This window comes from Kitasatospora indigofera (genome assembly GCF_014655955.1).
GTDB lineage: Bacteria > Actinomycetota > Actinomycetes > Streptomycetales > Streptomycetaceae > Kitasatospora > Kitasatospora indigofera.
This window is the reverse complement of the sequence record NZ_BNBO01000006.1, coordinates 244527-270954: the sequence shown is the minus strand read 5'-3', so window position 1 is coordinate 270954 and position 26428 is coordinate 244527. Positions and strand designations below refer to the sequence as shown.

The 26428-nt window shown below is 75.9% G+C and carries 27 protein-coding genes; 10 read left to right on the top strand and 17 right to left on the bottom strand.

What is annotated here, in order from left to right:
* Nucleotides 1-273: 273 nt before the first annotated feature.
* The 5 genes from IE329_RS09045 to IE329_RS09025 form a co-directional block, all read right to left on the bottom strand.
* The gene (locus IE329_RS09045; protein ID WP_190210304.1) at nt 274-684 is read right to left on the bottom strand and encodes a hypothetical protein; all 411 of its coding nucleotides are present in this window, start codon (nt 682-684) and stop codon (nt 274-276) included.
* Between the two features lie 105 nt (nt 685-789).
* A complete protein-coding gene (locus IE329_RS09040; RefSeq protein ID WP_190210303.1) occupies nt 790-1476 on the bottom strand; it encodes an ATP-binding cassette domain-containing protein in 687 nt (228 codons plus the stop codon).
* Nucleotides 1477-1522: 46 nt separating this feature from the next.
* A complete protein-coding gene (locus IE329_RS41810) occupies nt 1523-2272 on the bottom strand; it encodes an ABC transporter ATP-binding protein (RefSeq protein WP_190210334.1) in 750 nt (249 codons plus the stop codon).
* 286 nt (nt 2273-2558) lie between these two features.
* Entirely contained in the window at nt 2559-4463 is a 1905-nt protein-coding gene (locus tag IE329_RS41805) for an ABC transporter permease (RefSeq protein ID WP_308438357.1), read from the bottom strand.
* A 4-nt stretch (nt 4464-4467) separates the two neighbouring features.
* Nucleotides 4468-5025 (bottom strand): hypothetical protein, encoded by a 558-nt coding sequence (locus IE329_RS09025; protein WP_229927278.1) that lies wholly within the window; start codon nt 5023-5025, stop codon nt 4468-4470.
* A gap of 175 nt (nt 5026-5200) precedes the next feature.
* On the opposite strand from IE329_RS09025, the gene IE329_RS09020 reads away from it, so the two are divergent.
* The 4 genes from IE329_RS09020 to IE329_RS09005 all read left to right on the top strand — a co-directional run bounded on the left by IE329_RS09020 (nt 5201) and on the right by IE329_RS09005 (nt 8527).
* On the top strand, nt 5201-5821 hold the full coding sequence (locus IE329_RS09020; protein WP_190210302.1) for a hypothetical protein: 621 nt from the start codon (nt 5201-5203) through the stop codon (nt 5819-5821).
* A complete protein-coding gene (locus tag IE329_RS09015) occupies nt 5818-7173 on the top strand; it encodes an ABC transporter substrate-binding protein (RefSeq protein ID WP_229927277.1) in 1356 nt (451 codons plus the stop codon). The genes IE329_RS09020 and IE329_RS09015 overlap by 4 nt, the downstream gene beginning before the upstream one ends.
* A gap of 211 nt (nt 7174-7384) precedes the next feature.
* Nucleotides 7385-8041, top strand: coding sequence for an HAD-IA family hydrolase (locus IE329_RS09010; protein WP_190210301.1), 657 nt, complete (start codon nt 7385-7387; stop codon nt 8039-8041).
* Between the two features lie 69 nt (nt 8042-8110).
* A complete protein-coding gene (locus IE329_RS09005) occupies nt 8111-8527 on the top strand; it encodes a SpoIIE family protein phosphatase (protein ID WP_190210300.1) in 417 nt (138 codons plus the stop codon).
* A gap of 53 nt (nt 8528-8580) precedes the next feature.
* Here the strand turns inward: IE329_RS09005 and IE329_RS09000 are convergent, their stop codons facing one another.
* Nucleotides 8581-9210 carry an SGNH/GDSL hydrolase family protein gene (locus IE329_RS09000; RefSeq protein WP_190210299.1) on the bottom strand — a complete coding sequence of 210 codons (630 nt, stop codon included), beginning with the start codon at nt 9208-9210 and terminating at the stop codon, nt 8581-8583.
* A gap of 380 nt (nt 9211-9590) precedes the next feature.
* Here IE329_RS09000 and IE329_RS08995 point away from each other — a divergent pair, with 380 nt between their 5' ends.
* The gene (locus IE329_RS08995) at nt 9591-10316 is read left to right on the top strand and encodes a DUF998 domain-containing protein (protein WP_190210298.1); all 726 of its coding nucleotides are present in this window, start codon (nt 9591-9593) and stop codon (nt 10314-10316) included.
* An 89-nt stretch (nt 10317-10405) separates the two neighbouring features.
* Here the strand turns inward: IE329_RS08995 and IE329_RS08990 are convergent, their stop codons facing one another.
* Nucleotides 10406-11869, bottom strand: a complete 1464-nt coding sequence (locus IE329_RS08990; protein ID WP_229927276.1) for a sensor histidine kinase — start codon at nt 11867-11869, stop codon at nt 10406-10408.
* Nucleotides 11862-12539 (bottom strand): response regulator transcription factor, encoded by a 678-nt coding sequence (locus IE329_RS08985; protein ID WP_190210297.1) that lies wholly within the window; start codon nt 12537-12539, stop codon nt 11862-11864. The genes IE329_RS08990 and IE329_RS08985 overlap by 8 nt, the downstream gene beginning before the upstream one ends.
* A gap of 139 nt (nt 12540-12678) precedes the next feature.
* Between IE329_RS08985 and IE329_RS08980 the strand changes: the two genes are divergently transcribed.
* From IE329_RS08980 to IE329_RS08970, 3 genes are all read left to right on the top strand, one after another.
* Nucleotides 12679-13236: a hypothetical protein gene (locus tag IE329_RS08980; RefSeq protein WP_190210296.1), complete on the top strand. Its 558-nt coding sequence runs from the start codon at nt 12679-12681 to the stop codon at nt 13234-13236.
* Nucleotides 13237-13349: 113 nt separating this feature from the next.
* On the top strand, nt 13350-14000 hold the full coding sequence (locus tag IE329_RS08975) for a DedA family protein (RefSeq protein WP_190210295.1): 651 nt from the start codon (nt 13350-13352) through the stop codon (nt 13998-14000).
* A gap of 11 nt (nt 14001-14011) precedes the next feature.
* Nucleotides 14012-14614 carry a phosphatase PAP2 family protein gene (locus tag IE329_RS08970; protein WP_229927275.1) on the top strand — a complete coding sequence of 201 codons (603 nt, stop codon included), beginning with the start codon at nt 14012-14014 and terminating at the stop codon, nt 14612-14614.
* A 238-nt stretch (nt 14615-14852) separates the two neighbouring features.
* Here IE329_RS08970 and IE329_RS08965 read toward each other — a convergent pair whose 3' ends face one another.
* The 7 genes from IE329_RS08965 to IE329_RS08935 all read right to left on the bottom strand — a co-directional run bounded on the left by IE329_RS08965 (nt 14853) and on the right by IE329_RS08935 (nt 21763).
* Nucleotides 14853-15527: a response regulator gene (locus IE329_RS08965; RefSeq protein ID WP_190210293.1), complete on the bottom strand. Its 675-nt coding sequence runs from the start codon at nt 15525-15527 to the stop codon at nt 14853-14855.
* Nucleotides 15524-16891, bottom strand: coding sequence for a sensor histidine kinase (locus tag IE329_RS08960; RefSeq protein ID WP_190210329.1), 1368 nt, complete (start codon nt 16889-16891; stop codon nt 15524-15526). Before IE329_RS08960 ends, IE329_RS08965 begins: the two co-directional genes overlap by 4 nt.
* Before the next feature lie 189 nt (nt 16892-17080).
* Entirely contained in the window at nt 17081-17929 is an 849-nt protein-coding gene (locus tag IE329_RS08955) for an ABC transporter permease (protein WP_190210292.1), read from the bottom strand.
* The gene (locus IE329_RS08950; protein WP_190210291.1) at nt 17926-18864 is read right to left on the bottom strand and encodes an ABC transporter ATP-binding protein; all 939 of its coding nucleotides are present in this window, start codon (nt 18862-18864) and stop codon (nt 17926-17928) included. The genes IE329_RS08955 and IE329_RS08950 overlap by 4 nt, the downstream gene beginning before the upstream one ends.
* 152 nt (nt 18865-19016) lie before the next feature.
* A complete protein-coding gene (locus tag IE329_RS08945) occupies nt 19017-19901 on the bottom strand; it encodes an alpha/beta fold hydrolase (protein ID WP_190210290.1) in 885 nt (294 codons plus the stop codon).
* Nucleotides 19898-20491, bottom strand: coding sequence for a TetR/AcrR family transcriptional regulator (locus IE329_RS08940; protein WP_190210328.1), 594 nt, complete (start codon nt 20489-20491; stop codon nt 19898-19900). The genes IE329_RS08945 and IE329_RS08940 overlap by 4 nt, the downstream gene beginning before the upstream one ends.
* A 462-nt stretch (nt 20492-20953) precedes the next feature.
* On the bottom strand, nt 20954-21763 hold the full coding sequence (locus IE329_RS08935) for a DeoR/GlpR family DNA-binding transcription regulator (RefSeq protein WP_190210289.1): 810 nt from the start codon (nt 21761-21763) through the stop codon (nt 20954-20956).
* Between the two features lie 353 nt (nt 21764-22116).
* Here IE329_RS08935 and galT point away from each other — a divergent pair, with 353 nt between their 5' ends.
* Together galT and IE329_RS08925 are read left to right on the top strand one after the other, a co-directional pair.
* Nucleotides 22117-23280 (top strand): galactose-1-phosphate uridylyltransferase, encoded by a 1164-nt coding sequence (gene galT / locus IE329_RS08930; RefSeq protein ID WP_190210288.1) that lies wholly within the window; start codon nt 22117-22119, stop codon nt 23278-23280.
* A gap of 454 nt (nt 23281-23734) precedes the next feature.
* Nucleotides 23735-24106, top strand: a complete 372-nt coding sequence (locus IE329_RS08925; protein ID WP_190210287.1) for a hypothetical protein — start codon at nt 23735-23737, stop codon at nt 24104-24106.
* 66 nt (nt 24107-24172) lie between these two features.
* Here IE329_RS08925 and IE329_RS08920 read toward each other — a convergent pair whose 3' ends face one another.
* Entirely contained in the window at nt 24173-24490 is a 318-nt protein-coding gene (locus IE329_RS08920; RefSeq protein WP_190210286.1) for a hypothetical protein, read from the bottom strand.
* A 13-nt stretch (nt 24491-24503) separates the two neighbouring features.
* Nucleotides 24504-26198, bottom strand: a complete 1695-nt coding sequence (locus tag IE329_RS08915; RefSeq protein WP_190210285.1) for a sodium:solute symporter family protein — start codon at nt 26196-26198, stop codon at nt 24504-24506.
* Between the last annotated feature and the right edge of the window lie 230 nt (nt 26199-26428).

Here is a 26428-nt window from a genome sequence, read left to right as displayed (position 1 = left end):
GGCCGGCCCCGTCGTCCCGGTCATGGGCCGACGGGGTCGAAGGGCCCCCAACAGCCGTCAGCCGGCCGTCAGCCGTACCCCTGCCGGTGCGCGCGGGAGTGGCGTGAACCGGCGTCGGCGTCGGCGCCGCCGCCGTGGTGCGGCCCGCAGCGCAGGAACGAGTTCGTCGATCCGCACCCACTCACAACGGCTGCGAAACCTGCTCCTCGTGGACGGTGGTCCACCCCGGGAACCGCCGGTCCAGGACGGCCCTGGCCTTGTCCAGGTCCCCCGCTATGCCGACCTCGATCCTGCCCCGGCGGCGAACCGGGTCGAGCTGACCGTGAACCCCTCCCCCGTGGTGCGGTTCACCCAGTACCGGACGAGCAGTTCCCGTGGGGTGTGCGCACCGCCGTCGTCGGCGCGGTAGGCAACCGGCACGGTCCGGCCCGGGAACCGGGCGTCCAGGACCGCACGGGCCTTCCCCACGTCCCCGCACACGGTCACCTCGAACAGACCGGGCTTCCGCTGCCCCACCCCGCAGACGGTGAACCCCTCACCCGCGACGGACATGATCTGCCCCTCGGTGTCGCCGGGCGAGGGCGTCGGCAGCGCGAGAGGAGAGCCCTCGCCAACAGCGCCGCAGCCGGCCAGCAGTACCGCGACCAGGGCGACGACGGCCGTGCGAGCGGTGGTCCGTGTCACGAGGTCTCCCCTGGGCAGGTCCGCTGTGGAGCAGGAATCCGAGCGTGCCCACCCTGGCAGACGATCGGACCGGACGAGACAGGGGAGCCGGTGCTCCGGCGCCCCTCAGAGCGACAGCCCCGTCCTGTCCGCACCGCCCGCTCCCCCCGCCGGGCCCAGCTCGCTCGGCTCCCCGCTGAACGCCACCCGGCCGCGCCGGAGCACGTGCACCACGGCGGCCCGCTGCAGCGACGGCAGCGGGGCCTGCTCGGCCAGGACCACCGTCCGGCCGGCCGCCGCCAGTTCGAACAGGGCGCCGTGCAGGCGGGCCGCCACGGCCGGGGCGAGCCCCCGGCCCGGCTCGTCGAGCAGCAACAGCCGTGGGCGGGCGGCCAGCGCCCGGCCGACCGCCACCATCTGCTGCTCCCCGCCGGAGAGCGTGTCCGCCCTCCGGTGGAGCAGCCGGGCGAGTTCGGGGAACCAGCGGTCCACCGGGGCGTCGCCGGACAGGGCGAGGTTCTGCGCCACCGTCAGCGAGCCGAACACCCCGCGTTCGGCCGGGACGTAGGCCGAGCCCGCCGCGGCCCGGCGGTGGGCGTCGAGCGCGGTGACGTCCCGGCCCTCCCGGAGGACCTGCCCGGCCGACACCGGGACGTCGCCGGCCAGGGCCCGCAGCACCGTTGTCCGGCCGGAGCCGTTGCGGCCGAGCAGCACCGTGACCCGGCCCGCCGGGCAGGCGAGGTCCACCCCGTGCAAGGCCTCCAGCAGCCCGTACCGGACCCGGACGCCCCGCAGTTCCACGGCTACGGCCATCGCGGCACCGGGCCGGTCGCCGGCCGTCCGCGGCGCGGGCGCCGGGTCACGGCTCGCCCCAGGCCGCCGCCACCCGCCGGTCGGCCAGCACCTCGCGGGCGGGGCCGCGGGCCACCATCCGCCCGGCGGCCATCACGTAGACGGTGTCGGCGAGCCGGGCGACCAGTTCGACGTCGTGCTCGACCAGCAGCAGCGCCATCCCCTCGGCCGTCAGGGCCCGCAGGACGGCGGCCAGCCGGGCGGTCTGGGCCAGGTCGAGCCCGGCGCCCGGCTCGTCCAGCAGGAGCACGCGCGGGGCCGCGGCGAGGGCCCGGGCCAGTTCGAGCAGCCGCAGCGTGCCGGGCGGCAGGCGGTCGGCCGGCCAGTCCCGGACCGGGTCGAGGTCCAGCAGGCGCAACGCCCGGTCTGTGGCGGCGCGGGCGGCGGCCCGGCCTGGGGCGGGCAGGCCCAGCAGGGCGCGGGCGGTGCCGCCGCGGCGCTGTTCGGCCCCCACCCGGACGTTCTGCTCGACCGTCAGCCCCGGGAAGACGGCTACCTGCTGGAAGGTGCGGGCCAGGCCGAGGCGGGCCCGGGCGTGGTCCGGCAGGGCGGTGATGTCGCGACCGGCGAGCAGGACCCGGCCGGCGTCCGGGCGGGTGGCACCCGCCAGGCAGTCGAAGAGGGTGCTCTTGCCGACTCCGTTCGGCCCGACCAGCGCGGTGATCCGGCCCGGCGGGACGGCGAGGTCCACCCCGTCGACGGCCCGGATGCCGCCGAAGCCGCGGACGACGCCGCGCGCGGTCAGGCCCGCGCTCACCGCGGCCGCCCGGCGGCGTTCCGGGAGCCCGGACTGTCGTCGGCGCGCGGTGCGAAGGCACCCGGCACCGGGTCGCGCGGCAGCGCGCCGTGCGGCACCGGGTCGCACTGCAGCGCACCATGCGGCACCGGGTCGCACTGCAGCGGGTCTGCCGGAACGTGGGCTGCCGCAACGTGGGCCGCCGGATCGTGGGAGCCCGGACGGTGGGATGCCGGACGGCGCGACACCCCGGCGGGCCGCCCGCCGCCGGTGGCCCGGGCCCGGCCGGGCCCCGGCTCCGCCGCCGTCACCGCGACCGCTCCGCGATCCGGCGCCGCAGCCGGTGGCCGAGCGGGGTGAGGCCCGGCGCGGGGCGGTCGGCGAGCCGGCGGGCGAGGCCGGCCAGGCCGCCCGGCAGCCGGCCGATCGCCGTGGCGAGCGCACCGACCACCACCGCGGAGACACCCGGCAGCGTGCCCGCGTCCAGCCCGGTCAGCAGGGCGGCGGCGAGCACCGCGCCGGCCGCGCTGTCCGCCCCGGCGACCACCACGGTGGCGAACCACAGCAGGCCCTGCACCGGGTCGAAGGCGGTGGCGTCGAAGCCCTGCTGCGCCAGTGCCGTCAGCGCGCCGCCGAGCGCGGCCAGGCCGGCACCCGCCATGAAGACCAGCAGCTTGAGCCTGGGCACGTCGACCCCGGCGGCCGAGGCGCCGGCCTGGTGGTCACGCATCGCGGTCAGGGCGCGGCCCGGCGGGCCCCGGTGCAGGCTGCGGACCAGCAGCAGGCCGGCCCCGAGCAGCACCAGTTCGACCAGGTAGAAACCCTGGTCGTCGGCGGGCAGGCCGAGCCGGGAGACCGTCAGGCCGGTGGTGGCGTAGGGCTGGTCGAAGACCAGCCGGCTGAGCGCCGTCCCCACCGCGAAGGTGACCAGGGCGAGCGCCAGGCCACGGCGCCGGACGGCCGGCCATCCGGTGAGCAGGCCCAGCGGCACGGTCGCGGCCACCGCCAGCAGCAGCGCCGGGACGGCGGACAGCGCGGGGACGCCCGGGACCTTGCCGGACATCAGCAGCGCCGTGCCGAGCGCGCCGAGCCCCGCGTACCCGGCCTGGCCGAGCGACACCTGGCCGCCGTACCCGGTCACCACCACCACGGAGAGCAGCACCAGCGCCAGCGCCGGCACCAGCAGGGCGTGCCGCAGGTCCTCCGGGCGGAAGCCCAGCGGCAGCAGCAGGAGCACCGCACAGGCCGTCCGGGCGGCGGACGAGCCCCGCCGTCCTGGCCGGCCGCCGGAGGTGGCGAGGCCCGGTCCGTCCTGGCCGTGGCCCCACGGCAGCAGGGCGGCGACCAGCAGGGCGACCACGAAGAGGTTGGTCTGCACGGCCTGGGCGAGCGGCAGCAGTTGCCCGCCGGGCCGCAGCCGGGTCAGCTCGCTCTGGGCGATGCCGAGCCCGAGCCCGGTGGCGACCGCGACCGGCAGGCTCCGCAGCCTGGCGGCGACGGCCACCGCCATGGTCGCCATCACCAGCAGCGGCAGGCCGTACGGGTCCAGCAGCAGGAGGGGCGCCAGCAGGACACCGACCAGTCCGGCGGTGAAGGAGCCGAAGGCCCAGCCGGCGGCTGAGATCCGGTCGGCGTCGATGCCGGCCAGCCGGGCCAGCCGGCGGTTGTCGACGACCGCGCGGAGCCGGATCCCGAAGGCGGTGTACCGCTCGACCAGGCCGACGCCGCCGGCCAGGCCCAGCACGACGGCGAGTTGGACGAGGGTGTCCAGCCGCAGGGCGTGCCCGCCAGGCCGGGCGAGCACGGTGGCGGGGACGAGCGCGGGTGCGTCGCCGAACGGGGTGGTGCCCCAGACCAGCACGATGACGCCGATCAGCAGGACGAACACGCCGATCCCGGCGACCATGCTCTCGGCCTGCCCCGCGTCCCGGCGGCGCAGCGGCCGGAAGACCGCCAGGTCGAGCAGGACGCCGAGGGCGGGCGCGGCGACGAGCAGGCAGAAGGCCGCGGCGGGGGCGAGCGGCCAGTTCCGCACCACGACGAGTTCGCGCAGCAGGTAGGCGGTGGCCGTGGCCTGCGCGCCCTGGGCGAGGTTGAGTACCCCGGTGACCCGGTGGGTGACCACCAGCCCGACCCCGCTCAGCGCGGCGGCGCTGCCCACGGCCAGCCCGGCGAGGGCCAGGTCGATGCTGAGGTCCAGGGTGCCGGGCACGGGGTCAGCCGCCGGTGGCGGCGGCGGGCGGGTCCGCGGGCGGCCCGGCAGCGGGCGGCGCGGCGGCCGGCGGCCCCGCGGGCGGGTCGGGCTCGCAGACCGGGCAGGGCGCCAGGCTACGCTCCGCGACGAGCGCGGCGTCGGCCGGGGCGGCGAGGGTCTTGCCCGCCACCAGGGGGCAGTCGGGGCGGTGGTAGAGGGTGCCGTCGGGGAGCGCGAGCGGCGGGCCGGGCGGGCCGGGCTGCGGGCCGGCCGGTCCGGGCTCGCCCACCAGCAGGGAGTAGAGCTGGTCCACCCGGCGGGCCGTCCCGTCGCCGCCCGCGCCGGACTGCCGGGCAGCGATCAGCACCGCGCCGGCCACGATCAATGCCGCCCCCGGCACCGTCGCCGAGGCCAGGTAGGGCAGTTGCCTGGCAGGCAGGCGCTCACCGGAGACCCCGTACCAGCCGAGCACGCAGAGCAGGGCGCCGGCCGCCAGGGTGAACCACCCGGGCCACTCGCGCAGCGCCCGGCCGAGGCTCTGGAGCGCCCCGCTCGGCCGGGACGGGTGGAGCCGGCTCATTGTCCGGTATTTCCTGTTCTGTCGGTTATATTGCGGTTTGATCGTAGATCGTCCCCCATAGTCTCACTTGCGGTACACCGGACCGCAGCTGGACACCAAACCGTCAGCAGGACCGAGCGACCGGGGCCACGGGCGAGTGCGGCCCTCCGGTCGGGAAACACGCGGTGAGAGAGCCATGGCTACCACGCACACCGACCAGTACCGCGAGGCCGGACCGGGTCTGCCGCCCGGGCCCGGCGCCGGGCCGGGGGCCCGGCCGCGGGCGGCCGCCCTCCGGCTGACCGGCGCCCTGCTGGCCGTCCTGCTCGCGGCCGCCTGCGGCAGCAGCGGCGCCGGTACGTCCAGCAGCTCCCCGTCGGCCGCGGCCTCCGCGACGGCCTCCGCCGCGGCCTCCGGCTCCGCGTCCGCCTCGGCCGCCGCGAGCGGAACGGCCCCGGCGGACCCGGCCGCCGCCAAGACCGCCGTGACCACCAACTGGGAGAAGTTCTTCGACCCCGCCACCCCGATCGCCGACAAGGCCTCCCTGCTCCAGGGCGGTGAGCAACTCGCCCCCGCCCTCCAGGGATTCGCCGGCGACCCCCGGGTCGGCCAGGTCAAGGCCCAGGTGACCGACGTGCAGTTCACCTCGGCGACCGACGCCACCGTCACCTACGCGCTCTCCCTCCAGGGCACCGTGATCCAGCCCGACGCCACCGGGCAGGCCGTGCTCGACAACGGCACCTGGAAGGTCTCCCGCTCCACGCTCTGCGGCCTGGTCCAGCAGAGCGGCAACACGGCCGTCCCCGGGTGCAGTTGAGCCGGACGCGCGAACCGGCCACGCGGCGCCTGCGCCGCGCGGCCGGCCTGGCGGCCCTGTTGCTGGCCCTGACCGGCTGCGGCAGCCGGCTGCCCGAGAGCGAGTTCACGGCCGGCGGCACCCCGGCCGCCGCCGGCGGGGCCACCGACACCGGTGTCACCGCCGACGAGATCCGGGTCGGCATCATCACCTCGCTGACCAGCCCGGTCGGCAGCGAGACCTTCGCGGGCCCGCGCTACGGCGCGCAGGCCTGGTTCAGGGCCCTGGACGACCGCGGCGGGCTGTCCGGCCGCAGCGTGCGGGTGATCACCTGCGACGACGGCGGCAGCGGGATCGGCAACCAGGACTGCGTCCACCGGCTCATCGACGGCGAGCGGGTGTTCGCCCTGGTCGCGGGCAGCAGCCTGGACTACGCGGGCGCCCCGTACGTCAACTCCAAGGGCGTGCCGGACATCGGCGGCCAGCCGATCGGCACCGCCTACGAGCGCTGGCCGCACCTCTTCGGGATCTACGGCAGCAGCGCCCCGCGCGACGGGCGCTCCGTCGGCTGGGACGGCACCCTGTACCAGAGCACCGAGGTGTACCGGTTCTTCAAGGAGCGGCTCGGGGCCCGCAGCGCCGCCGTGGTCTCCTACAACCAGGCCGACTCCGCCCGCTACGCACGGCAGTTGGAGGAGGGACTGCGCGCCGAGGGATTCCGGGTGCTGAGCCAGAGCGTGGACCTGGCCCTGCCCGGGTTCCAGGCCGTGGCCGCGGCGATCAAGGCCGACGGCAGCGAACTGCTCTTCGACGCCATGGACACCCGGGGCAACACGGCGCTCTGCCAGGCCCTGGAGCCGGCCGGGGTACGGCTGACGGCCAAGGTCACCAATGTGCAGAACTGGTCCGAGTCGGCGCGCACCGACTACCGGTCCTCGCCCACCTGCCGCGACGCCCTCTGGGCCACCTCCTCCAGCCAGAACTACGACGCCATCGGGACACCCGCCGTCCGGGAGTTCCGCGAGGCCATGGCCCGGTACTTCCCCGACCGCGAACAGCTGCTCTCGGCCTGGGAGTTGGAGGGTTGGGCGGCAGCCAGGTGGCTGACCGACGCAATGGCCTCCTGCGGCGCCGGCCCGACCCGGGCCTGCGTCGAGCACTTCATGCACCGCCCGCAGCCCTACGACGCGGGCGGCCTGCTGCTGCCCGCCTCCTTCGTCCCGACGCCACCGCCGACGGGCCTCACCCGCGCCTGCCTGAACGCCGCCCGCTGGCAGGACGACGCCGACGGCGGCCGCGGCGGCTGGGTCAGCCAGGTCCCGGACATGTACACCAACTGCTACGACGTGCCCCAACTCCCCTACCAGCCCTGAGCGGACCGCGACCGCGGCACCGCGCCGACCGCAGGCGGCGGACGAGCGACAGGCGGACGGCCGGCAGGCGGGTGGCGGGCCGCACGGATCGGCCAGTTCCGACCGGCACCCGCCCGCCCGGGACGGATAGCCTGGTGCCCCGCGCCGGACCTCGGGGCCGGTCGGCGGCCGTCCGCACCAGCGCGGCCGATCATCGCGACGGGCGGGCCTGATGACGATCCCCACCGCGCGGACCACCGCGCCCTTCGACGCCGTGCTCTGCGACCTCGACGACGTGATCCGGCTCTTCGACGCCACCGAGGTGACCCGGCTGGAGCGGGCCGCCGGCCTGCCGGTCGGCAGCACGGCCGCATCCGCCTTCGGCCCCGGCCGCGGGGGGCCGCTGGTCCTCGGACAGCTCTCCAAGGACGCCTGGGCCGAGTCGACCGCGCGCGGCCTCGCCGACCGGGTGCCGGCCGCCCGCGCGCGGGAGCTCGCCGCCGCCTTCGCCCGGGCGCCGTTCCGGACCGACCCGGAGGTGGTCGAACTGCTGCGCGCCGCGCGGGCGCGCTGCCCGGTGTGGATCGTCACCAACGGGACGCCGTGGCTGGACGAGGACCTGGCCACGCTGGACCTGGACGGCCTGGCCGACGGAATCGTCAACAGCGCCCGGCTGGGTGTCGCCAAACCCGACCCGGGCATCCTCCTGCACGCCGCCGGACGGGCCGGCGCCGCGCCGGAGCGCTGCCTCTTCGTCGACGACCGCGCGGCCAACGTCGAGGCCGCCGCCGCCCTCGGCATGGCGACGGTGCACTTCCGCACGGCGGCGGACCTCCGCCCGGCCCTGGCGCCGCTGCTCGCACGGCCGGTGCCGCACCCGCGCCGGTAGCGGCAGCCGGAGCCCCGGCGACCACGGCGACCACCGCCACCGCCGGGCGCCCGCGGGCCGCCACCGGCCGTGTACGCAGCATCACTCCCGCGGACCATGGGCCCGGGCGCCGTCGCTCCAGAACTGCACCCGGCCGTCCCGCCAGTTGCTTCCGGGCACCGCGTCCCGGCCGGCAGCCTGCTGATCTGCTACACCGACGGGATGATCGAGGGGCGCGGCACCGGTGAGGACCTGCACCGCCGCATGGAGGCGCTCGGCCGCGCGGTCCACGACCCGGGCGCTCCGCTCGACGAGCTGTGCGAGGCCCTGCTGACGGCCCGGCCGGCCGACTCCGGCGACGACGCGACGCTGCTGGTCGCCCGGCTCGGCCGGGTCCGAACTGTCGCCGCGAAGGCCGCCGTCGTCGTCCCCGGGTACGGCCTTCACCCGAGCACCGGCACCGGGCTCTGCGCGCCGCGCCGCGCCGCCCTGCGCCGGGAGGCCTGACCCGTGTGCACCGCCTCGCCCGCGTACCGGGCGAGGCGGTCGCCGGGGCGGGGTCAGGAAGCCAGGACGAGATCCGCCCAGGCCTCGGCGAGCACGCGGTGGCCCAGCGGGGTCGGGTGCACGCCGTCGTCGGCGATCGCCTCGGGCCCGCCCGCGGCCCGGGCGGCCTGGTTGAGCAGGCCGTCGGCGGCGAGCAGCCGGGCGTCGAACTCGTCGGCCAGCCGGCGGACGGCGTGGATCCGGGGATCGAGGTCCGCCCGCCAGTCCCACTGCTCGGGAGTGACGGGGACGACGAACGGTTCGATCAGCACCAGCTGGGTGTCGAAGCGCTCGCGCAGCCCGGTCAGCAGCTGCCGGTAGTCCTCCTCCCAGACGTCGGCCGGGCTCGGCTCGCCCAGGTCGTAGCGGCGCCAGGTGTCGTTCACCCCGGCCATCACGGAGAGCAGCGCGGGCCGGTGGGCGACGGTGTCACGCTCCCAGCGGGCCCGCAGGTCACGCACGCGGTCGCCGGAGACGCCCCGGTTGAGCACGGTCACTCCGGGCCGGGCGGTGAGCAGCCGTTCGGCGGCCAGGGCGGCGTAGCCGCCGCCGAGGTGGGTGTGCGCCTGGCGGTCGCGGCCGGCGTCGGTGATGCTGTCGCCCTGGAAGAGGACGGTCGCACCGGGCGGCAGGACGAGGGGCATGGGTTCGGTTCCTCACGGGTGCGGGGGCCGGCGACCGGCCCGGACGGTGACGGTGGCTGTTGCCGTTGAAGTTACTGTGGCCGTGGCCGTGGCCGTGGCCTTGACTGTGGCTGTGGCTGTGGCTGTGGCTGTGGCTGTGGCTGTGCCAGGAGTGCTGACGACGATCTCCAGGGACGCTAGCGCGCCCGCCTGTTCGCGCCGAGGCCGGGGGCGTCACGGTGACGGACCGTCAACGGCCACGGCCCGGCGGCCGTCCGGTTTCACGCTCCGTGTGCGCGGGTACATCGCAGGTCACCGACCGTTCTCGGACGGTACGCGACCGGCGCCGCCCGCCCGCCTCACCGTGGGCCGGCGCCGCAGCTCGTCGAAGGGGCCCGCACATGGCCGATCACGCATCCCACTCCGCCCCGCCGAACCGGGGCATCTCCGACCTGACACCCGACCAGGACCGCCGCACGGTGCGCCGGCTGCGCCTGGGCATCGGGGTGATCGGCTCACTGCTGCCGGTCGTCCTGCCGATCGGCAACAGCATCACCTCCGCCCGGGTCGCGCTGCTGGCGTCGATGAGTGCCTCGTACTACACGCACATGCGCAACATCTTCGTCGGCGGCCTCTGCGCCATCGGCGTCTTCCTGATCTGCTACCGCTACGACCGGCGGGAGGACCGGCTGAGCACGGTCGCCGGTGTCTTCGCCGTCCTCGTGGCGCTGTTCCCCACCGAACCGCCGCACTCCCTGGTGCCCGACCCCAGCCGGGTCCAGGTGGTGGTCGGCGTCCTGCACCTGTGCTTCGCCGCCGCCCTGTTCGCCGTCCTGGCGTTCTTCTGCCTGCAACTGTTCACCGACTCCCGGCCGGAGGCCGGGGCGCGCCCCGGCCGGGACTGGGTCTACCTGGTCAGCGGCTGGGTGATCGTCGCCTGCATCGCGACGATCACCGTCTCGGAGGTCCTCCACCTGGCCTGGGACTCTCCGCTGACGCTGACGTACCTGGGCGAGTCGGTGGCGGTGCTCGCCTTCGGCCTGGCCTGGCTGGTCAAGAGCGAGGCCGCCGCCGGGCTGGCGCCGGGTGCGCCGCCCCGGGCGACGGCGGTCGGGCTCAACTCCTGAGCGGTGCCCGGTGGGTCGGGCGGGTGGGTCCGGGGCGCGGGCGGCCCGGACCCGCCGGGGTGTCCGCCCCCGTCCGAGCCAACCCGCCGTCAGGGGTGCGGGGGTTCGTCCGGCCGGCTCCCGGCGCGCGGGAGGCGGGTGCGGAAGGTGGTGCCGTCCGGGGTGTCCAGGACGGTGAGGGTACCGCCGTGGATGGTTGCGATGTCCCGGGCGATCGGCAGGCCGAGGCCGGTGCCGCCGTCGTCGCGGCTGCGGGCGTCGTCGAGGCGGGCGAACCGTTCGAAGATCTTCTCCCGGTCCTCCGGGGCGATCCCGGGTCCGTCGTTGGTGACGTCCAGGACGGCCTCCCCGGTCCGTCCGTCCCGCCCCAGCGTGACGGTGACGGTGTCCCGGGCGTGGCGCTGCGCGTTGTCCAGCAGGTTGGTCAGCAGGCGTCCCAGCCAGAGGGCGTTGCCGGCGACGGTGAGGCCGGGCGCGGTGTGCACGGCGACGGGGTGCGGCCGGGAGCCGTGCGCGTGGACGGCGGTGTGGACCAGTCCGGTGAGGTCGACCTCCCGGTCCGGCAGGTCGTGACCGGTCGCGTCGAGGCGGGCCAGCAGCAACAGGTCGGCGGCGAGGGACTGCAGGCGTTCGGTGTCCTGGAGGGCTCCGGCGACCAGGTCCTCGCGGACGGCCGGGTCCGGGTGGGTCCGGGCGACCTCCAGCTGGGTGCGCAGGACGGCCAGCGGGCTGCGCAGTTCGTGCGAGGCGTCGGCGATGAAGCGGCGCTGTCGTGCTCCGGCCGCCTCCAGCCGTTCGAGCATGGCGTTCATGGTGTGGGCGAGGCGGGCGATCTCGTCGTCGCTGCGGGGCTCGGGGACCCGCCGGTCCAGGTCACGGTCGCCGATGGCGGCGACCTCGGCGCGGATCGCCTCGACCGGACGCAGCGCCCGGCCGGTGGCCCGCCAGGTGAGGACGCCGATGGTGAGCAGCAGGACGCCGCTGAGAGCGGCGAGCGCGGCCGTGGTGAGGTCCTCGGCGGCGTCCGCGGTGCGCAGCGAGGCCCCGACCCGGACGGTGACCGGGCCGGTGGGGGTGTCCGTGGTCACCGTGATGACGCGCTGGTGGTGTTCGTCGCCGAGTGCGTGCAGGTTGTAGCTGTTGTGGCCGGCCGCGGCGGCGGGGGCGATGGCGGCCCGGCCGGCCAGGTTCTCGCTGGCGGCGACGACCGCGCCGGTGGCGTCGGTCACCTGGATGAAGTCGGTGCCGGGGCCGGTCGGGAGCCGTGCGGTGAGGTGCCCGTCGGCGGCGAGCCGGGAGACGGCGGCGGCCTGTTCACGGGCGGCGGTCCCGACGGTGCGTTCGAGGTTGACGCGCAGCAGCAGGAGCACGGCGGCCGAGGCGCAGAGCAGGACGACCGCGACGCCGGCGCAGGCCGCGAGGGTGGTCCGGGTGCGGACCGAGCGCGGGGCGAGCCGGTCGACCAGGGCGGCGGCCCTGGGGTGCCGGGTGAGCCGGCGCAGTCCGGCCCGGGCCCGGCCGCGCAGGGTGCGGGCGGTGGCCGGGTCAGCCACCGTCGGCCGCCAGCCGGTAGCCCGCGCCGCGGACGGTCTGCACCGCGGCGCGTCCGAACGGGGTGTCGATCTTGCGCCGGAGGGCGCTGATGTGGACCTCGACGGTGTTGGGGTCGCCGTCGGGGCCGCTGTCCCAGACCTCGTCGAGGATCTCGCGCTTGGAGACGGCTTCGCCGGCCCGGCGGGCGAGGTGGTCCAGCAGCGCGAACTCGCGGGGTGTCAGGGCGATCGCGGTGCCGGCCCGGGCGCAGCTGCGGGCCGCGGAGTCGATCACGAGGTCGCCCAGGACGGTCCGCCGGGGGGCGCGGCTGCCGATCCGGCGGGCCAGCGCCTTGAGGCGGGCGACGAGGACGACGAAGGAGAACGGTTTGGACAGGTAGTCGTCGGCGCCGGTGTCCAGCGCCTCGGCCTCGTCCCACTCGCCGTCCTTGGCGGTGAGCATCAGGATGCCGACGTCGCTGCCGGCCGCGCGCAGCCGGGAGCAGACCCGGTACCCGTTGAGGCCGGGCAGCATGATGTCGAGCACGACCACGTCGTACGGGTGGTCGGTGGCCCTGGCCAGGCCGGACAGGCCGTCGTGGGCGACGTCGACGGTGAACCCCTCGGCCGTCAGCCCGTGCTGCAACGCCAGGGCCAGCCGGCGCTCGTCCTCCACCACCAGTACACGCATACCCACCAGGGTGGCAGGTCCCCGCGCCGGGAGGCTGAAGGCGTCTTCAGGTCTTCAGCGGGTCTTCAGCAACGCGCGGCCATGCTGGCCGTACTGCCCGGGGACGGCCCGGGCCTTGGCGGAGATCGGGGTGGGTCGCATGAGTGAGCCCGTTGGCGTGGGAGCACCGCAGGAGCAGCCGGGCGCGGGGCGTCCGGGCAAGGGGCGTGCCGGCCGGTGGGTCCGCGGCCGGTCGGCGCGCTGGGTCGTGGCCGGTGCGGCGGTGGTGGTGATCGGCGGCGGCGCGGCCGCGGTCGCGGTCCACCACGAGGAGGAGGGCCGGCACGGCGGCGACCGGGTGTCCGCCGCGGGCGAGCACGAGCGGTTCGACGGCCGGGCGGCGCACAAGGGCGGGGACGGCGGGCGGGACGGCGGCCGCGACGGGCAGCGGGCGGCGGGCCCGGGCGGCCGGCGGGCGGACGGCCCGGACGCGAAGGCCGCGCCGGCTCCGCTGCCGTCGCTCGCGGCGGCGGACGCCGTGGCGAAGGCCGCCGCCGCCGTCCCCGACGGCCGGGTCGAGTCACTGGCCGCGGTCGCGGAGCAGGGCGGCGGCCGGGCCTGGCGGGCCGTGGTCGTCGGACCGGACGGGGTCCGGCACCTGGTGACCGTCGACGGCGTCGGCGGCACGGTGACCGGCAACACCGTGATCGGCGGCTGACACCGCCGGGCGGACGGCCGGCCCGCGGCGGCCGCGCCCTCGGTGCGGCCCGCAGCCCGGCCGCACCCCGGCGGCCCGGGCCGCACCCCGAACCTCGAAGAAAGGCGCAGACCGTGACGACCCTCTCGTCCACCTTGTCGGCCGTCAACCCGCTGGATGCGGGATCACTGCTCGGCGCGTTCGGCGCCCTGGGCATCGCCGTGGTGCTGTTCGCGGAGACCGGCCTGCTGGTCGGCTTCTTCCTGCCCGGCGATTCGCTGCTGTTCACCGCGGGTCTGCTGTGCACCGCCGGCGCCGGCGCCGGGCCCCGCCTCGACCTCGCGCAGGTCCTGGCCGCGGCCGCCGTCGGCGCCCTGGCCGGCGCCCAGGCGGGCTACCTCGTCGGCCGCCGGGGCGGCCGGGCCCTGCTGGCCCGCTCCCGCAGCAAGCGCCTGCACGAGGGCGCCGTGCGCGCGGAGGAACTGCTGGACCGCTACGGCCACGGCAAGGCCGTCGTCCTGGCGCGCTTCGTGCCCGTCGTGCGTACCGTCCTGAACCCGCTGGCGGGCGCGCTCGGCGTCGGCGTGCGGACCTTCACCCTCTGGCAGGTCGTCGGCGGTCTCGTCTGGACCCTCGGCCTGGTCCTGGCCGGCTTCGCGCTCGGCTCCTCGGTGCCGAACGTGGACCGGTACCTGCTGCCGATCGTCGCCCTGGTCGTCGTGGTGTCCCTGCTGCCGCTCGGGCTGGAGCTGCTGCGCTCCCGCCGCCGGGCGGGCGCGCGATGAGGGCCGGCCCGGTGCGGCTCGCCCTCGACGGCCGCGGCGTCGACGGCGGCCTCTACCTGCGGCTGGACCACTGGGCGCAGCACCTGCCGCCCGTGCTGCGCGGCGCGGTCGCGGCGTTCTCCGCCTACGGCCTGGGCCTGCTCGCGGTGCTGATGCTCGCGGCGTGGTGGCGGGCCCGGCGCGCCGACGGTACGACGATGGCCCGGGCGCTGGCCGTACCGCTCTGCGTGGTCCTGGCGTTCGCGGCCGACACACTGCTCAAGGGAGTCCTCCAGGAGCCCCGGCCGTGCCAGGTGCTGCCCGCCGCGCCGACCCTGGAGGCCTGCCCGCTGCCGGGCGACTGGTCGTTGCCGAGCAACCACACGGTGATCGCCTTCGCCGGCGCGGCCGCGCTGTGGCTGGTGGACCGCCGGCTCGGGGCAACGGCCCTCGTCCTGGCGGCGGCGCTGGGCGTCTCCCGGGTCCTGGTCGGCGTGCACTACCCGCACGACGTGGCGCTCGGTGCGCTGGTCGGCCTCGCCGCCGGCTACGGCCTGGGCCGGGCGGCCGGGCGCGGCGGGGTGTTGGTGGACCGCGCCCGGCCGGGCCCGTTGCGCCGGTGGCTCACCGCCTGACGGACGGGCCCGCGCCGACCCATGGCCCGCCCGGCCCCCGACCCTGCCCCTGACCCGCGCCCCCTGACCCCGGAGTCCCGCACTTTCCCCGGAGTGCGGGACTCCGGTCGTGCCCGGCCGGGCGGCGCGCCTCGCCGCGGTCGTGGGGCGCCCTGGCCCGGCCCGGACAGCTCGGGCCCGGAGCGGTTCAGCTCCGGGCCGATCGGGTCCGGGCCGATCAGGCGGGCGGGCGGGCCGGTCAGGCGGGCGGGTTCGGGCGGGTGAGTCCGAGGTCGTAGGCGAAGATCACGGCCTGCACGCGGTCCCGGGCGCCGATCTTCGCCAGTACCCGGCCGACATGGGTCTTCACGGTCGACTCCGACAGCACCAGGCGCTGCGCGATCTCGCCGTTGGTCCAGCCCCGCCCGACGGCGACCAGGATCTCCCGCTCGCGGTCGGTCAGGGCGGCTATCCGCCGGTCCTCGTCGGCGCCGCCGGGCGGCCGGCCCGGGAGGTGGCGCGCATAGGCGTCGAGCAGACGCCGGGTCACCGCGGGTGCCACCACGGCGTCCCCCGAGGCCACCGCGCGGATCCCCGCCAGCAGTTCCTCCGGACGGGCGTCCTTGAGCAGGAACCCGCTGGCCCCGGCGCGCAGGGCGGCATGAGCGTACTCGTCGAGGTCGAAGGTGGTCAGCACGAGGACCCGCGAGCGGCCGCCGGCGGCGACGATCAGCCGGGTGGCCTCGATGCCGTCCATCCCGGGCATCCGGATGTCCATCAGCACCACGTCGGGCCGCAGCTGCCCGGCCAGCCGCACCGCCTCGGCCCCGTGCCCGGCCTCGCCGAGCACGGCGGTGCCCGGCTGGCTCTCCAGCAGCATGCGGAAGCCGTACCGCTGCAGCGGCTGGTCGTCCACGATCAGGACGGTGGTCACGCCCGGCCTCCTGCGGCGTCCAGGCCGGGCGGGAGGCCGAGGCCGGGCGACGGGTGCGGATCGGGCGACGGGTAGGGATCGGGCGACGGGTCGAGGCCCGGCGAGAGGTCGAGATCGGCCAGCACGGACCACCCGCTGCCCGGGCCGGGCCCGGCGACGACGGTGCCGCCGTACAGCGCGGCGCGCTCGCGCATGCCGGCGAGCCCGTGCCCCTCACCCGGCGAGCCCGGCCCGCCGCCTCCGCCGGGCGGCCCGCTGTCCTCGACCCGGACCCAGAGCCGGGCGGCGTCGGCCGCCACCGTGACGCGCGCCCTGGTCGCCGGGCCGGCGTGCTTGAGCGAGTTGGTCAGCGCCTCCTGGACGATGCGGTAGGCCATCAGCTGAACCCCGCGGTCGAGCCCGTCCACATCACCCTCGGAACGATAGACGACCTCCGGTCCGGCGGCCCCGATCCGCGCGCAGAGCTCGTCGAGATCGGCGATGCCCGGCTGCGGGTTCAGCTCCGGGGCGCCGTCACCGCGTTCCCGCAGCAGGCCGAGCATCCGGCGCAGCTCGCCCAGCGCCTGGCGGCCGGAGTCGCCGATCAGCACCAGCGCCTCCCGGCCCCGCTCCGGCGACACCTCGGCGGCGTACGCGCCGCCGTCCGCGAGCGTGACGATCACGGACAGGTTGTGCCCGATGATGTCGTGCATCTCCCGCGCCACCCGGGTGCGCTCGGTGGCGGCGGCCAGCCGGCTGCGTTGGTCCCGCTCGATCTCCAGGCGGGCCGCGCGCTCGCGCAGCCCGGCGAGCTGCGCCCGGCGGATCCGGACCGCGATGCCGAGGGCGACGGCCGCCGTCGCCGCGCACAACAGGAAGAACAGGGCGTCCCACACGGCCACCGCGGCGGAGAGCCGGACGGCGACCACGCCCATGGCACCGGCCACCGCCGCGCACGCCCAGGCCAGGTGCCGGAGCCGTCCGTGCAGGGCCAGGCTGTACAGGGCGACGAGCAGCGCCACGTCCGCGCGCAGCGCCGTGCCGGCCGCCCACTGCAGCACGAACACCGCCGTGACGGCCGCACACGCGGCGGCCGGCCGGCGGCGCCGCCACAGCAGGGGCAGCAGCAGGCCCGCCTGGAGGGCCGTCGTCAGCGGCAGGGGGAGGCGGGTGAAGACGATCCGGTGCTCGCGCGGGCCCTCGCCGCCGTGCACCAGCTCGGGGAGGCAGAACACCAGGAAGACCACGGCCACCACCGCGGCGTCCAGGATCAGCGGGTGGGCGCGGTCCAGTTGTCGCAGGCGCTGACCCGCACGGGCCAGGTGGGTGAAGAACGGGTGCCCCGAGAGCGGGTCGCCGCCGGCCGGTCCGGCGGCGGCAGACACGTGGCGCCGCCCGGTGGCGGTGGCGGTGCCACTGCCCGTGCCGGTGCCAATGCCGGGGGCGGTGGCGGTGCTGTCCTGGTGGTTCACGGATTCACCTGTCCGTCGTGGGCGGGGAACGGCCGTCGCGGGCGCCCCGGCCGGCCGGGGCGCCCGCGGGCAGGGCGGGAGCGGTTCAGGTGTCGGTACGCGTCAGGCGTCGGAGCGCACCAGCCGGACGGCCGCACCGGCCAGCACCGCGACCGTCCACAGGACGAAGACCAGCAGCCCCGCCGTCGGGGAGAGCGTGCTCGCGTCGTGCTGCAGCGCGAACATCGCCTCACCGGCGTGGCTCGGCAGGTAGGGGCTGATGGTGTCCTGCCAGGAGCTGGGCAGCAGCGAGACCAGGCCGGGGACGAGCATCAGCGAGGCCACCAGGACCGAGATGCCGCCCGCCACGGAGCGTAGCAGCGCACCGAGCGCGACGCCGATCACCCCGACGAGCCCGAGGTAGAGGCCGGCTCCCAGCAGGCTGCGGAGGACGCCCGCGTCCGAGAGCGTCATCGCGGCCCGGGTACCGGCGAGGATGCGGCTGTCGGCCAGGAAGGCGACGAACACCCCGAAGGTGCCGAGCAGCAGCGCGACCGCGCCGTACGCGGCGGCCTTCGACCAGAGCACCGGCAGCCGGCGCGGCACCGCGGCCAGGGTGGAGCGGATCATGCCGGTCGAGTACTCACCGGCGGCGACCAGGACACCGAGGACGCCCAGCGCCAGCTGCGCGAAGTTGGTGCCGAACAGCGAGAGGCCCAGTGCAGTGGCGTCGGCGAAGTCTCGGTCCATGGGCCGGCCGGAGGAGATCCGCGACCTGAACTGGTAGGCGGCGATCAGGCCGAACGCGATCAGGAAGAGCAGGCCCAGGCCGCTCGTGATCCAGGTGGACCGCAGTGACCACATCTTGGCCCACTCCGAGCGCAGCACGCGCGCTCCGGTCACCCTGTGGACGGGGCGGGCCGGCCGCTCGGCGGCGGGCCCGGTCGCCCGGCTCGGTGCGACGGTGCTCATGCGGCACGCTCCTGGGGTTCGATGCCGGTGGTGGAGCCGTGGTACTCCACGGCGTCCCGGGTCAGGTCCATGAAGGCCTCCTCCAGCGAGACCGTGCGGGTGGCCAGCTCGAACAGGGCGATGCCGTGTTCGGCGGCCTTGAGGCCGATCGCCCGCGCCGTCAGGCCGGTGACGAGGAGCTCCTCGGAGCCGGCCTGGCCGGTGACCTCCACGCCGGGCCCGGCCAGGGCTTCGCGCAGGAGGGCCGGGTCGGCCGCGGCGACCTTCACCACGTCGCCGCCGGCCTGACGGACCAGCTCCCGCACCGTGGTGTCGGCCAGCAGGCGGCCGCGTCCGACCACGATCAGGTGGTCCGCGACCAGCGCGACCTCGCTCATCAGGTGCGAGGAGACGAAGACCGTCCGGCCCTCGGCCGCGAGGCCGGTCAGGAGGTTGCGGATCCACAGGACGCCCTCCGGGTCGAGGCCGTTGACCGGCTCGTCCAGCATCACGGTGGCCGGGTCGCCGAGCAGCGCGGCCGCGATGCCGAGCCGCTGCCCCATGCCGAGCGAGAAGGCGCCGGCCCGCTTGCCCGCGACGGACTGCAGACCGGTGAGCCCGACCACCTCGTCGACCCGCCGGCGCGGGATCCCGTGGGTGTGCGCGAGCGCCATCAGGTGGTTGAAGGCCGACCGGCCGGGGTGGATCGACCTGGCCTCCAGCAGCGCCCCGACCTCCTGGAGCGGCGCGGCGTGCCCGGCGTAGCGGCGGCCGTTGACGCGCACCGACCCGCTGGTGGGCGCGTCCAGGCCGATGATCATCCGCATGGTGGTGGACTTGCCCGCGCCGTTCGGCCCCAGGAAGCCGGTCACCGTCCCCGGCCGGACGGTGAAGTCCAGTCCGTCGACCGCGGTCTTCTCCCCGTACCGCTTCGTCAGCCGGTGTGCCTCGATCATCCGTCACCCCTCGCTCCTCGCGGGCCGGACCGTCCCGGCCGCCTCACCGGCAACGCTAGGTCCGGTGGCGGCGCGAACCGTGGTACCCCGGGCCGATCATCCGGCGGGGCGTGGTACCGCGGTACCACGCCCCGCCGGGGCCGGGCCTCGGCTCAGCGGCTCGCCCCGGCGGGTCCGGCCGGGGCGGGCCGCCCGCTGCCGTGGGGCCGCAGGGTCCGGCGGAGCAGTTCGGCGAACTCGGCCGGACGGGTGGTCAGGCCGGTGTGCCCGCCGGGGAAGTGCAGGAGCCCGGTGCCGAACCGCTCGGCCAGCAGGGCGGCCGGGCGGTACGGCAGCTCACCGCGGGAGTCCTCGCCGGCGGCGAGCAGCAGCCGGCCGGACAGGGCCTCCAGCCGGTGGAGGTCCGGGACGTAGGACATGAAGGCCGGGACGATGCGCCCGACGAAGAACGGCAGGCCGGCCATGGTCCGCTCGGCCCGCGCCGCCGCCTGCGGCGGCAGGGTGACCCCGGCCGGCGGCCCGGCGGTGTCGCCGGCCTTCCGCAGACCGGCGGCGAACACGGCCATCGCCGGCATCAGGCCCTGGGCGTGGAGGGTGTCCCGCACCCGCGCGAGCAGCGCGCGGTGTTCGGCGGCGTCCGGCAGGACCTCCACCACCGGCGGCTCGTGCGCCACCAGGAGTGCCACGCGTTCGGGCCGGGTGGTGAGCAGGTGCAGGGCGGCGACGGCGCCGGAGCTGGCGCCGAAGACCCGGGCGGGCTCCCCGGGCGACAGCAGCTCCAGCAGCCGGAACGCGTCGTCGGCGTGCTCGGCCACCGTCTGCTCCGCCCCCGGGTCGTCCAGCGTGCTGCGGGACATCCCGCGCGGGTCGTAGGTGGCGACGGTCCACTCGGTGGCCAGGGCCTCGGCGAGGCCGGCCACGGCGGCCGCGCCGCCCGTCCCGCCGGGGATCAGCAGCAGGAGCGGGCCGTGGCCGCGCACCTCGTAGTGCAGGGTCGCTCCGTCCACCCGCAGGGTGCCGACGGTCGGGCCGGTCATGAGTGGTCTCCTTCGCCGCTCGTGGGCCAGTGCTCCAACAGGACGTGCAGGGCGTCGAGGGCACGCAGCCAGGAGTCCTGCGGCGAACGCTCGTGCGCGAACCCGCCTGCGGCCTCCAGGGCGACGAACCCGTGGAAGGTGCTGCGGAGCAGCCGGACGGCGTCGGTCAGGTCGGGCTCGGCCAGCCCGTAGCCGCGCAGCATGCTGTAGGTCAGCTCGACGGCCCGGCGCGGTCCGGGCGCGTCCGCGGCCAGTGCCGGGTCGATCCGGACGGGGGTCTGCGTCGCCGTGTAGCGGCCCGGGTGCGCGTGGGCGTACGCCCGCCAGGCGTTCGCGTAGGCGACCAGCGCGTCCTTGCCCGCGAGCCCGGCGGTCGCCTCGGCGATCCGGATGGTCTTCTCGTCCGCCGCCAGCAGCGCGATCCGCCCGCGCAGGTCCTCCAGGCCGCGGACGTGGGTGTAGAGGCTCGGGTCCTTCACCCCGAGTCTCCGCGCCACCCGCGACATGGTCACCTGGTCCAGCCCCGCCTCGTCCGCCAGTTCGGCGGCCGCGATCGTCACCCGCTCCGCCGTCAGCCCGGCCCGTGCCATCATCTGCCCTCCCACTGATCCTAGGATCCTTAGGTATAACCTAAGACTCCTAGGATCAGCAAGCGTGACTCTGCACCCCGGCCGATCGGCGCGAGCGGGGCGTCCCGGGCCCCCGGACGGAGCGTCCGACTGCCGTGGGACCCGACTCACGCCGGCCCGCCGGCCACGGCCCGTGGCCGGAGCCCGCGTACGCGGGCTTGAGAGGCTCCGTCGCCTGACCGGTTCGATGCGTCAACGCCCCAGTCCCACAAGGGCGGTAGGGCAGGCCGGCTGCCCGGGGGTTCGGCGGCCGGTCGCCCGAGGACCTGGAGTCCCTGCTTCTGCCGGTCCTGGCGGAACGGCCCTGACCCCGGCGGCCTCCCGTCCGCGGGAGGGCCCGCACGCCGGGCCGCCCCGACCCGGGTGGCGCGGCTGTTCCGCGCGGACCGTTCGATCTCGACCGGCGGGCCGGCCGGCCGGGCCCTACGGCACCCGGCGGCTGCCCTCCGCCACCACGACCCGCCCCACCCGGTCGGCGGCGGCCTCCGACTCCGGCACCTCCCGGTCGGTGATCAGGTAGTCCAGTTCGTCCAGCGTCGCGAAGGTGGACAGGCCCACGACGTTCCACTTGGTGTGGTCGACGACGGCCACCACCTGGGCCGCGGACCGGACGAAGGCCCGGTTGGTCGCCGCCTCGCCCAGATTGGGGGAGGTCAGGCCGGCCTCCGCCGTGAGGCCGTGGCAGCCGAGGAACAGGATGTCCACGTGCAGCGCCCGGATCGCCTGGTCGGCGAGCGGCCCGACCAGGGCGTCCGAGGGGGTGCGGATCCCCCCGGTCAGCATCACGGTCGGTGGGGTCCGCTGATGGTCGCCGACCTGCTCGAACACCTCGGCGATCCGGATCGAGTTGGTGACGATGGTCAGCCGTTCCACCTTGACCAGGGCCTTGGCCACCGCGTACGTGGTGGTGCCGGCCCCGAGGGCCACCACCGCGCCTGGCCGGACCAGATCGGCGGCGGCCGCCGCGATGGCCTCCTTGGCCGCGAGCTCCCAGGCGAGCTTGGCCTCGAAGCCGGGCTCCAGGATCCGGGTCTGCTCCGCGGACACCGCGCCGCCGTGCACCTTGTCCACCAGCCCCTGGCCGGCCAGCGCGTCCAGGTCGCGGCGGACGGTCATGTCGGAGACGCCGAACTCCCGGGTGAGTTCGTTCACCCGCACCCCGCCGTACTGGCGGACCCGTTCCAGGATCAGCGCCCGTCGCTGCGGTGCCAGCAGCTGAGAATTCTCTGTCATCCGGCTTCCTCCGGCTGTCCGTGGCCCCGCCCGCGACCGCCCCGCGTCCTCATCATGGCAGCCGGCCTCTGACAGGGCGGGGCGACGCCCGGGGGCCGGCCCGCACGACGAACCGCGCGGACGACGGTGCCGGCCGAAGCCCGCGCACGTCCGAACCCGTCCACTATCATGATATCCAGTGTGCGGTTCTGTTGAAGCTGTTGCCCGGCTGAGGCCTTTCCCGGAGTGCAGCCGTTGCCCGGCGGAGACCGTCGCCGGCCGAGCCGTCGCCCGGCCGGGGCCGTCGCCCCCGGCACCGCACAGGGCCCTCCCGGCGCGCCGCGCCCACGGCCCGGCACAAGGGAGGTGCCCCGGTGCGGAAGACGGTGACCAAGCTGGCGGACGGCCGGGAACTGGTCTACTACGACCCGGACGGCGACGAGGTGCGCGACGCCGCCGACCTGCGCCCGCCGGAGCCGGCCGCCGTCCGCCCGGAGCTCCGCCTCGACCCGGTGCTGGGCGACTGGGTGACGGTGGCCGCGCACCGCCAGGGCCGGCCCTGGCGGCCACCGGCCGACGACTGCCCGCTCTGCCCGTCACGAGGCGGGCGGTCCACCGAGATCCCGGCCGCCGACTACCACGTGGTGGTGTTCGAGAACCGCTTCCCCTCGCTGTCCACGGAGGGGGCCGGCCGCGCATCGGACAGCCCTTCGCCGCTGTTCCGGGCGGAGCCGGGCACCGGCCGCTGCGAGGTGGTCTGCTTCACCTCCGACCACGACGCCTCCTTCGCCGGCCTCTCGGAGTCGCGGGCCGCGCTGGTGCTGGACGCCTGGATCGACCGCACGACGGAGCTGGCCGCCCTGCCCGGCGTCCGGCAGGTCTACTGCTTCGAGAACCGGGGGGCCGAGATCGGCGTGACCCTGCCGCACCCGCACGGCCAGATCTACGCCTACCCCTTCCTCACGCCGCGCACCGCGAAGATGATCGCCCGCGCCGCCGAGTACCGCTCCCGGACGGGTCGCAACCTCGCCGAGGACCTGCTCGCCGCCGAGCGGCTGGACCGCAGACGGCTGGTGCTGACCGGCACGCACTGGACGGCCTTCGTGCCGTTCGCCGCCCGCTGGCCGTACGAGGTGCACCTGTACCCCCACTGCCGGGTCCCGGACCTGCCCGCCCTCGGGCCCGCCGAGCGGGCCGAACTCCCGTCGATCTACCTCGAACTGCTGCGCCGCTTCGACCGTCTCTTCGACACCCCGGCGGACGGCGAGGACACGGCGGACGGGGACGGCACCGGCGGCGGCGGGGCGGACGGCGGGGGCGGACCGACGCCGTCCGCGCCGACCCCCTACATCGCGGCCTGGCACCAGGCCCCCCGGTACGGCGGCGGGGAACTCTCGCTCCATCTGGAACTCTTCACAATTCGACGCGCGGCAAACAAATTCAAATTCCTCGCCGGTGTCGAATCCGGCCAGGACGCATTCGTCAACGACGTGCTGCCCGAGGCCGCCGCCCGGCGCCTGCGCGAGGTCGCCTCCTGACGTCCGGACGATCCCCGGCCGGGCCAACTCCCCAGCACCGCACCCGGACAGCGGGTGACGGCACCCCGGCCCCCACCCCCCGCACGACCACTCCCCCGGCCGCCGTGACAAGGCCGCCCGCACGACCCTCCCGGTCCGTTCCACGCACCCGGGCAGACCACCGCACAATCGAACATTTCTACCGGCCAGGCCTTGACGCTCGCGCGCAATAGGCGTTTTATGTTGCTTATGAACGTTTGAACATGTTGAAACACGAGGAAGCCGACCCCGTATCACCGCCGATTCAGGCGGGACCGATCGGCCCTCGCGATTCGAGGCCCCCCGGTCCCCTTCCGTCCCGGCGGCGGCCGTCACCGGGCGGTCCCCCCCGGTCCGCGTACCCGGTCCGTCCGCCCGCAGCCGCCACCCGGAAGTCAGCACCACTTCCGCGGGCACGTCACACCCGGAGAGAACCATGTACACGTCCGCCGCCTTCGCCCAGCCCGTGGAGTCCGCCGAGGCGGCCGGAACGCTCCGCGCCGACCCGGTCGCGAGCCCGGCCGCGAGCCCGCTCGCCGGCCCGAACCCCGGCCCGACTGCCGGCCCGGTCGCCAGCTGGAGCAGGCGGATCAGCAGCCCGTGGTACGTCACCGTCCCGGTGGTCCTCCCGGACGGCCGGACCGGCACCCAGACCTTCGTCGAGTGGGCCGACAGCCGGGGCCAGGCCCGCGAGGAGGCCATCCGCAAGGCCGCCACCCCGGACGCCCTGCGCCACCGCCGGAACGCCGTGATCGTGCTCGCCGACCGGGTGACCGTGGAGCCCTGGCGGCGTCCGGCCTGGTGGTAGCCCCGGCAGACCCGCCGCCCCGCCGCCCCGCCGCCCCGCCGCCCGGCCGCCCGGCCGCCCCGAGGGTCAGCGCGGGTCCGGACCGGCCGGATCCGGGCCGTCCGGGCCGTCCGCGCCCTCCGGGTGGGCCGGCCCCGGGGGCAGCCGGATCGGCCGCAGCGCCGCCCAGCCGGCGAAGGCCGCCGCCCCGAGCAGCATCCCGACCCCGACCCAGAGGTTGACGTTCACCCCGCCCGCCCGGTCCAGGTCGGACTGCGAGGTGACGGTGGCGCCCATCACCGTCAGCACGGTGCCGTAGACGGCGAACAGCAGCGCCAGGATCCGGCGCAGGTCGAAGAGCCCCGCCTTCGCCGCCGGCTCCGCCCCGGCCTCCGGGTCCGTCACGCTGCCGCCCCTCTCACCAGAAGATCACGTTGAGTACGGTGGCCAGCAGCAACGCCCCGACCCCGAGGATCGCCGGGCTGCGGTACCAGCCCGAGTCCTCGGCCGTGTCGTCCGCCCTGAGCCGGTCCCTCGGCGTCAGGGACCAGACCAGGCCGACGAGTTCGCTGTCCGGCTTGGGCCGGGTGGCCAGCGAGACCGCGACGCTGACCAGGATGTCCAGGACGAAGGCCGCACTCGCCGCGACGAAGCTGGGCCCCTGCCCGGCCAGGTGCAGGACGTGGTGCCGGACGAGCTGGTCCACCGTCACGGCGGCCGCGGTCCCCACGATCAGCCCGACCCCGCCGGCCAGCGGCGTCGTCCGCTTCCAGAACATCCCCAGGATGAAGGTGGCGAAGAGCGGGGCGTTGAAGAAGGAGAACAGCGTCTGCAGGTAGTCCATGATGTTGTTGTAGCCACTGGCGATGAACGCGGTGCCGACCGCGATCACGCAGCCGAGCACGGTCACCGCGCGCCCCACCCGCAGGTAGTAGTCGTCCGGCCGGCCCTTCACCACGTACGCCTGCCAGAGGTCGTAGGTGAAGACCGTGTTGAACGAGCTGACGTTGGCCGCCATGCCCGCCATGAACGCGGCCAGCAGCCCGGTGATCGCCACCCCCAGCATGCCGTTGGGCAGCAGGTCGCGGATGAGCAGTTCGATCGCGTTGTTGTACGTCACGCCTTCGGTGGACGTGCCGCCGGAGGCCTTGTACGCCGCGAGCTCCGGCGAGAGGACCGCGGCCAGCATCCCGGGGATCACGATGACCAGCGCGATCAGCGCCTTCGGGTACGCGCCGATCAGCGGCGTGCGCCGGGCCGCGGACATGTTCCTAGCGGCGAGGGCGCGCTGCACCTCGGCGAAGTTGGTCGTCCAGTACCCGAAGGAGAGCACGAACCCGAGGCCGAACACGATGCCCAGCACGGACAGGGTGGCGTTGGAGATGCCGGTGAGGTTGCTGGCCGGCCAGGCGTTCAACTGCTCCGCCGCGTCGGGGTTCACCGCCCGGATCCGGTCGCTCAGCCCGCTCCAGCCGCCCACCTTGTGCAGCCCCACCAGGGTGATCGGCACCAGCATGGCGACGATCAGGAAGAACTGCATCACCTCGTTGTACACCGCCGCGGAGAGGCCGCCCAGCGTCGTGTAGGCCAGCACGATCAGCGCCGCGACCAGGACGGAGGACCACAGCGGCCAGCCGAGCAGCGCGTTGACCACCGTACTGAGGGCGTAGAGGTTCACCCCGGCGATCAGCACCTGGGCCAGCGCGAAGCTCAGCGCGTTCACCAGGTGCGCGAAGCGGCCGAACCGCAGCCGCAGGAACTCCGGGACGCTGCGCACCTTGGACCCGTAGTAGAACGGCATCATGACCAGGCCGAGGAAGACCATGGCCGGGATCGCGCCGATCCAGTAGTAGTGCACGGTCGGGATGCCGAACTGCGCCCCGTTGGCGGTCATCCCGAAGATCTCCACCGCCCCGAGGTTGGCCGAGATGAACGCCAGCCCGGTGACCCAGGCGGGCAGCGACCGCCCGGCCAGGAAGAAGTCCAGGCTGGAGGAGACCGACCGGCGGGCGAGCGAACCGATCCCGAGCACCAGGGCGAAGTAGACGGCGAGCAGGGCGTAGTCCACCGGCCCCGCGTCCAGCCGCAGGTTGGCCTCGGCAAGGGCGTTCACTGCGGCCTCGATCCTTTGCGTGCCGTTCCTCCGCTGCCAGATTCCTAGCAGGGCCCGAACGGCGGCCACCCCCGCGTCACCCGTCCGTGGGCGAGCCGGTCGGCCAACCGGGCGACGGGGCCGCGCCCGCACTCCGGTGGGGCGGCGGGCGGCCCCCGGACCGGAAACCCCGGCTCCGAGAACCCCTTCCCCCGTACCGCCTGTCAGCCACTGCCGGCCCGCCGGGCGGC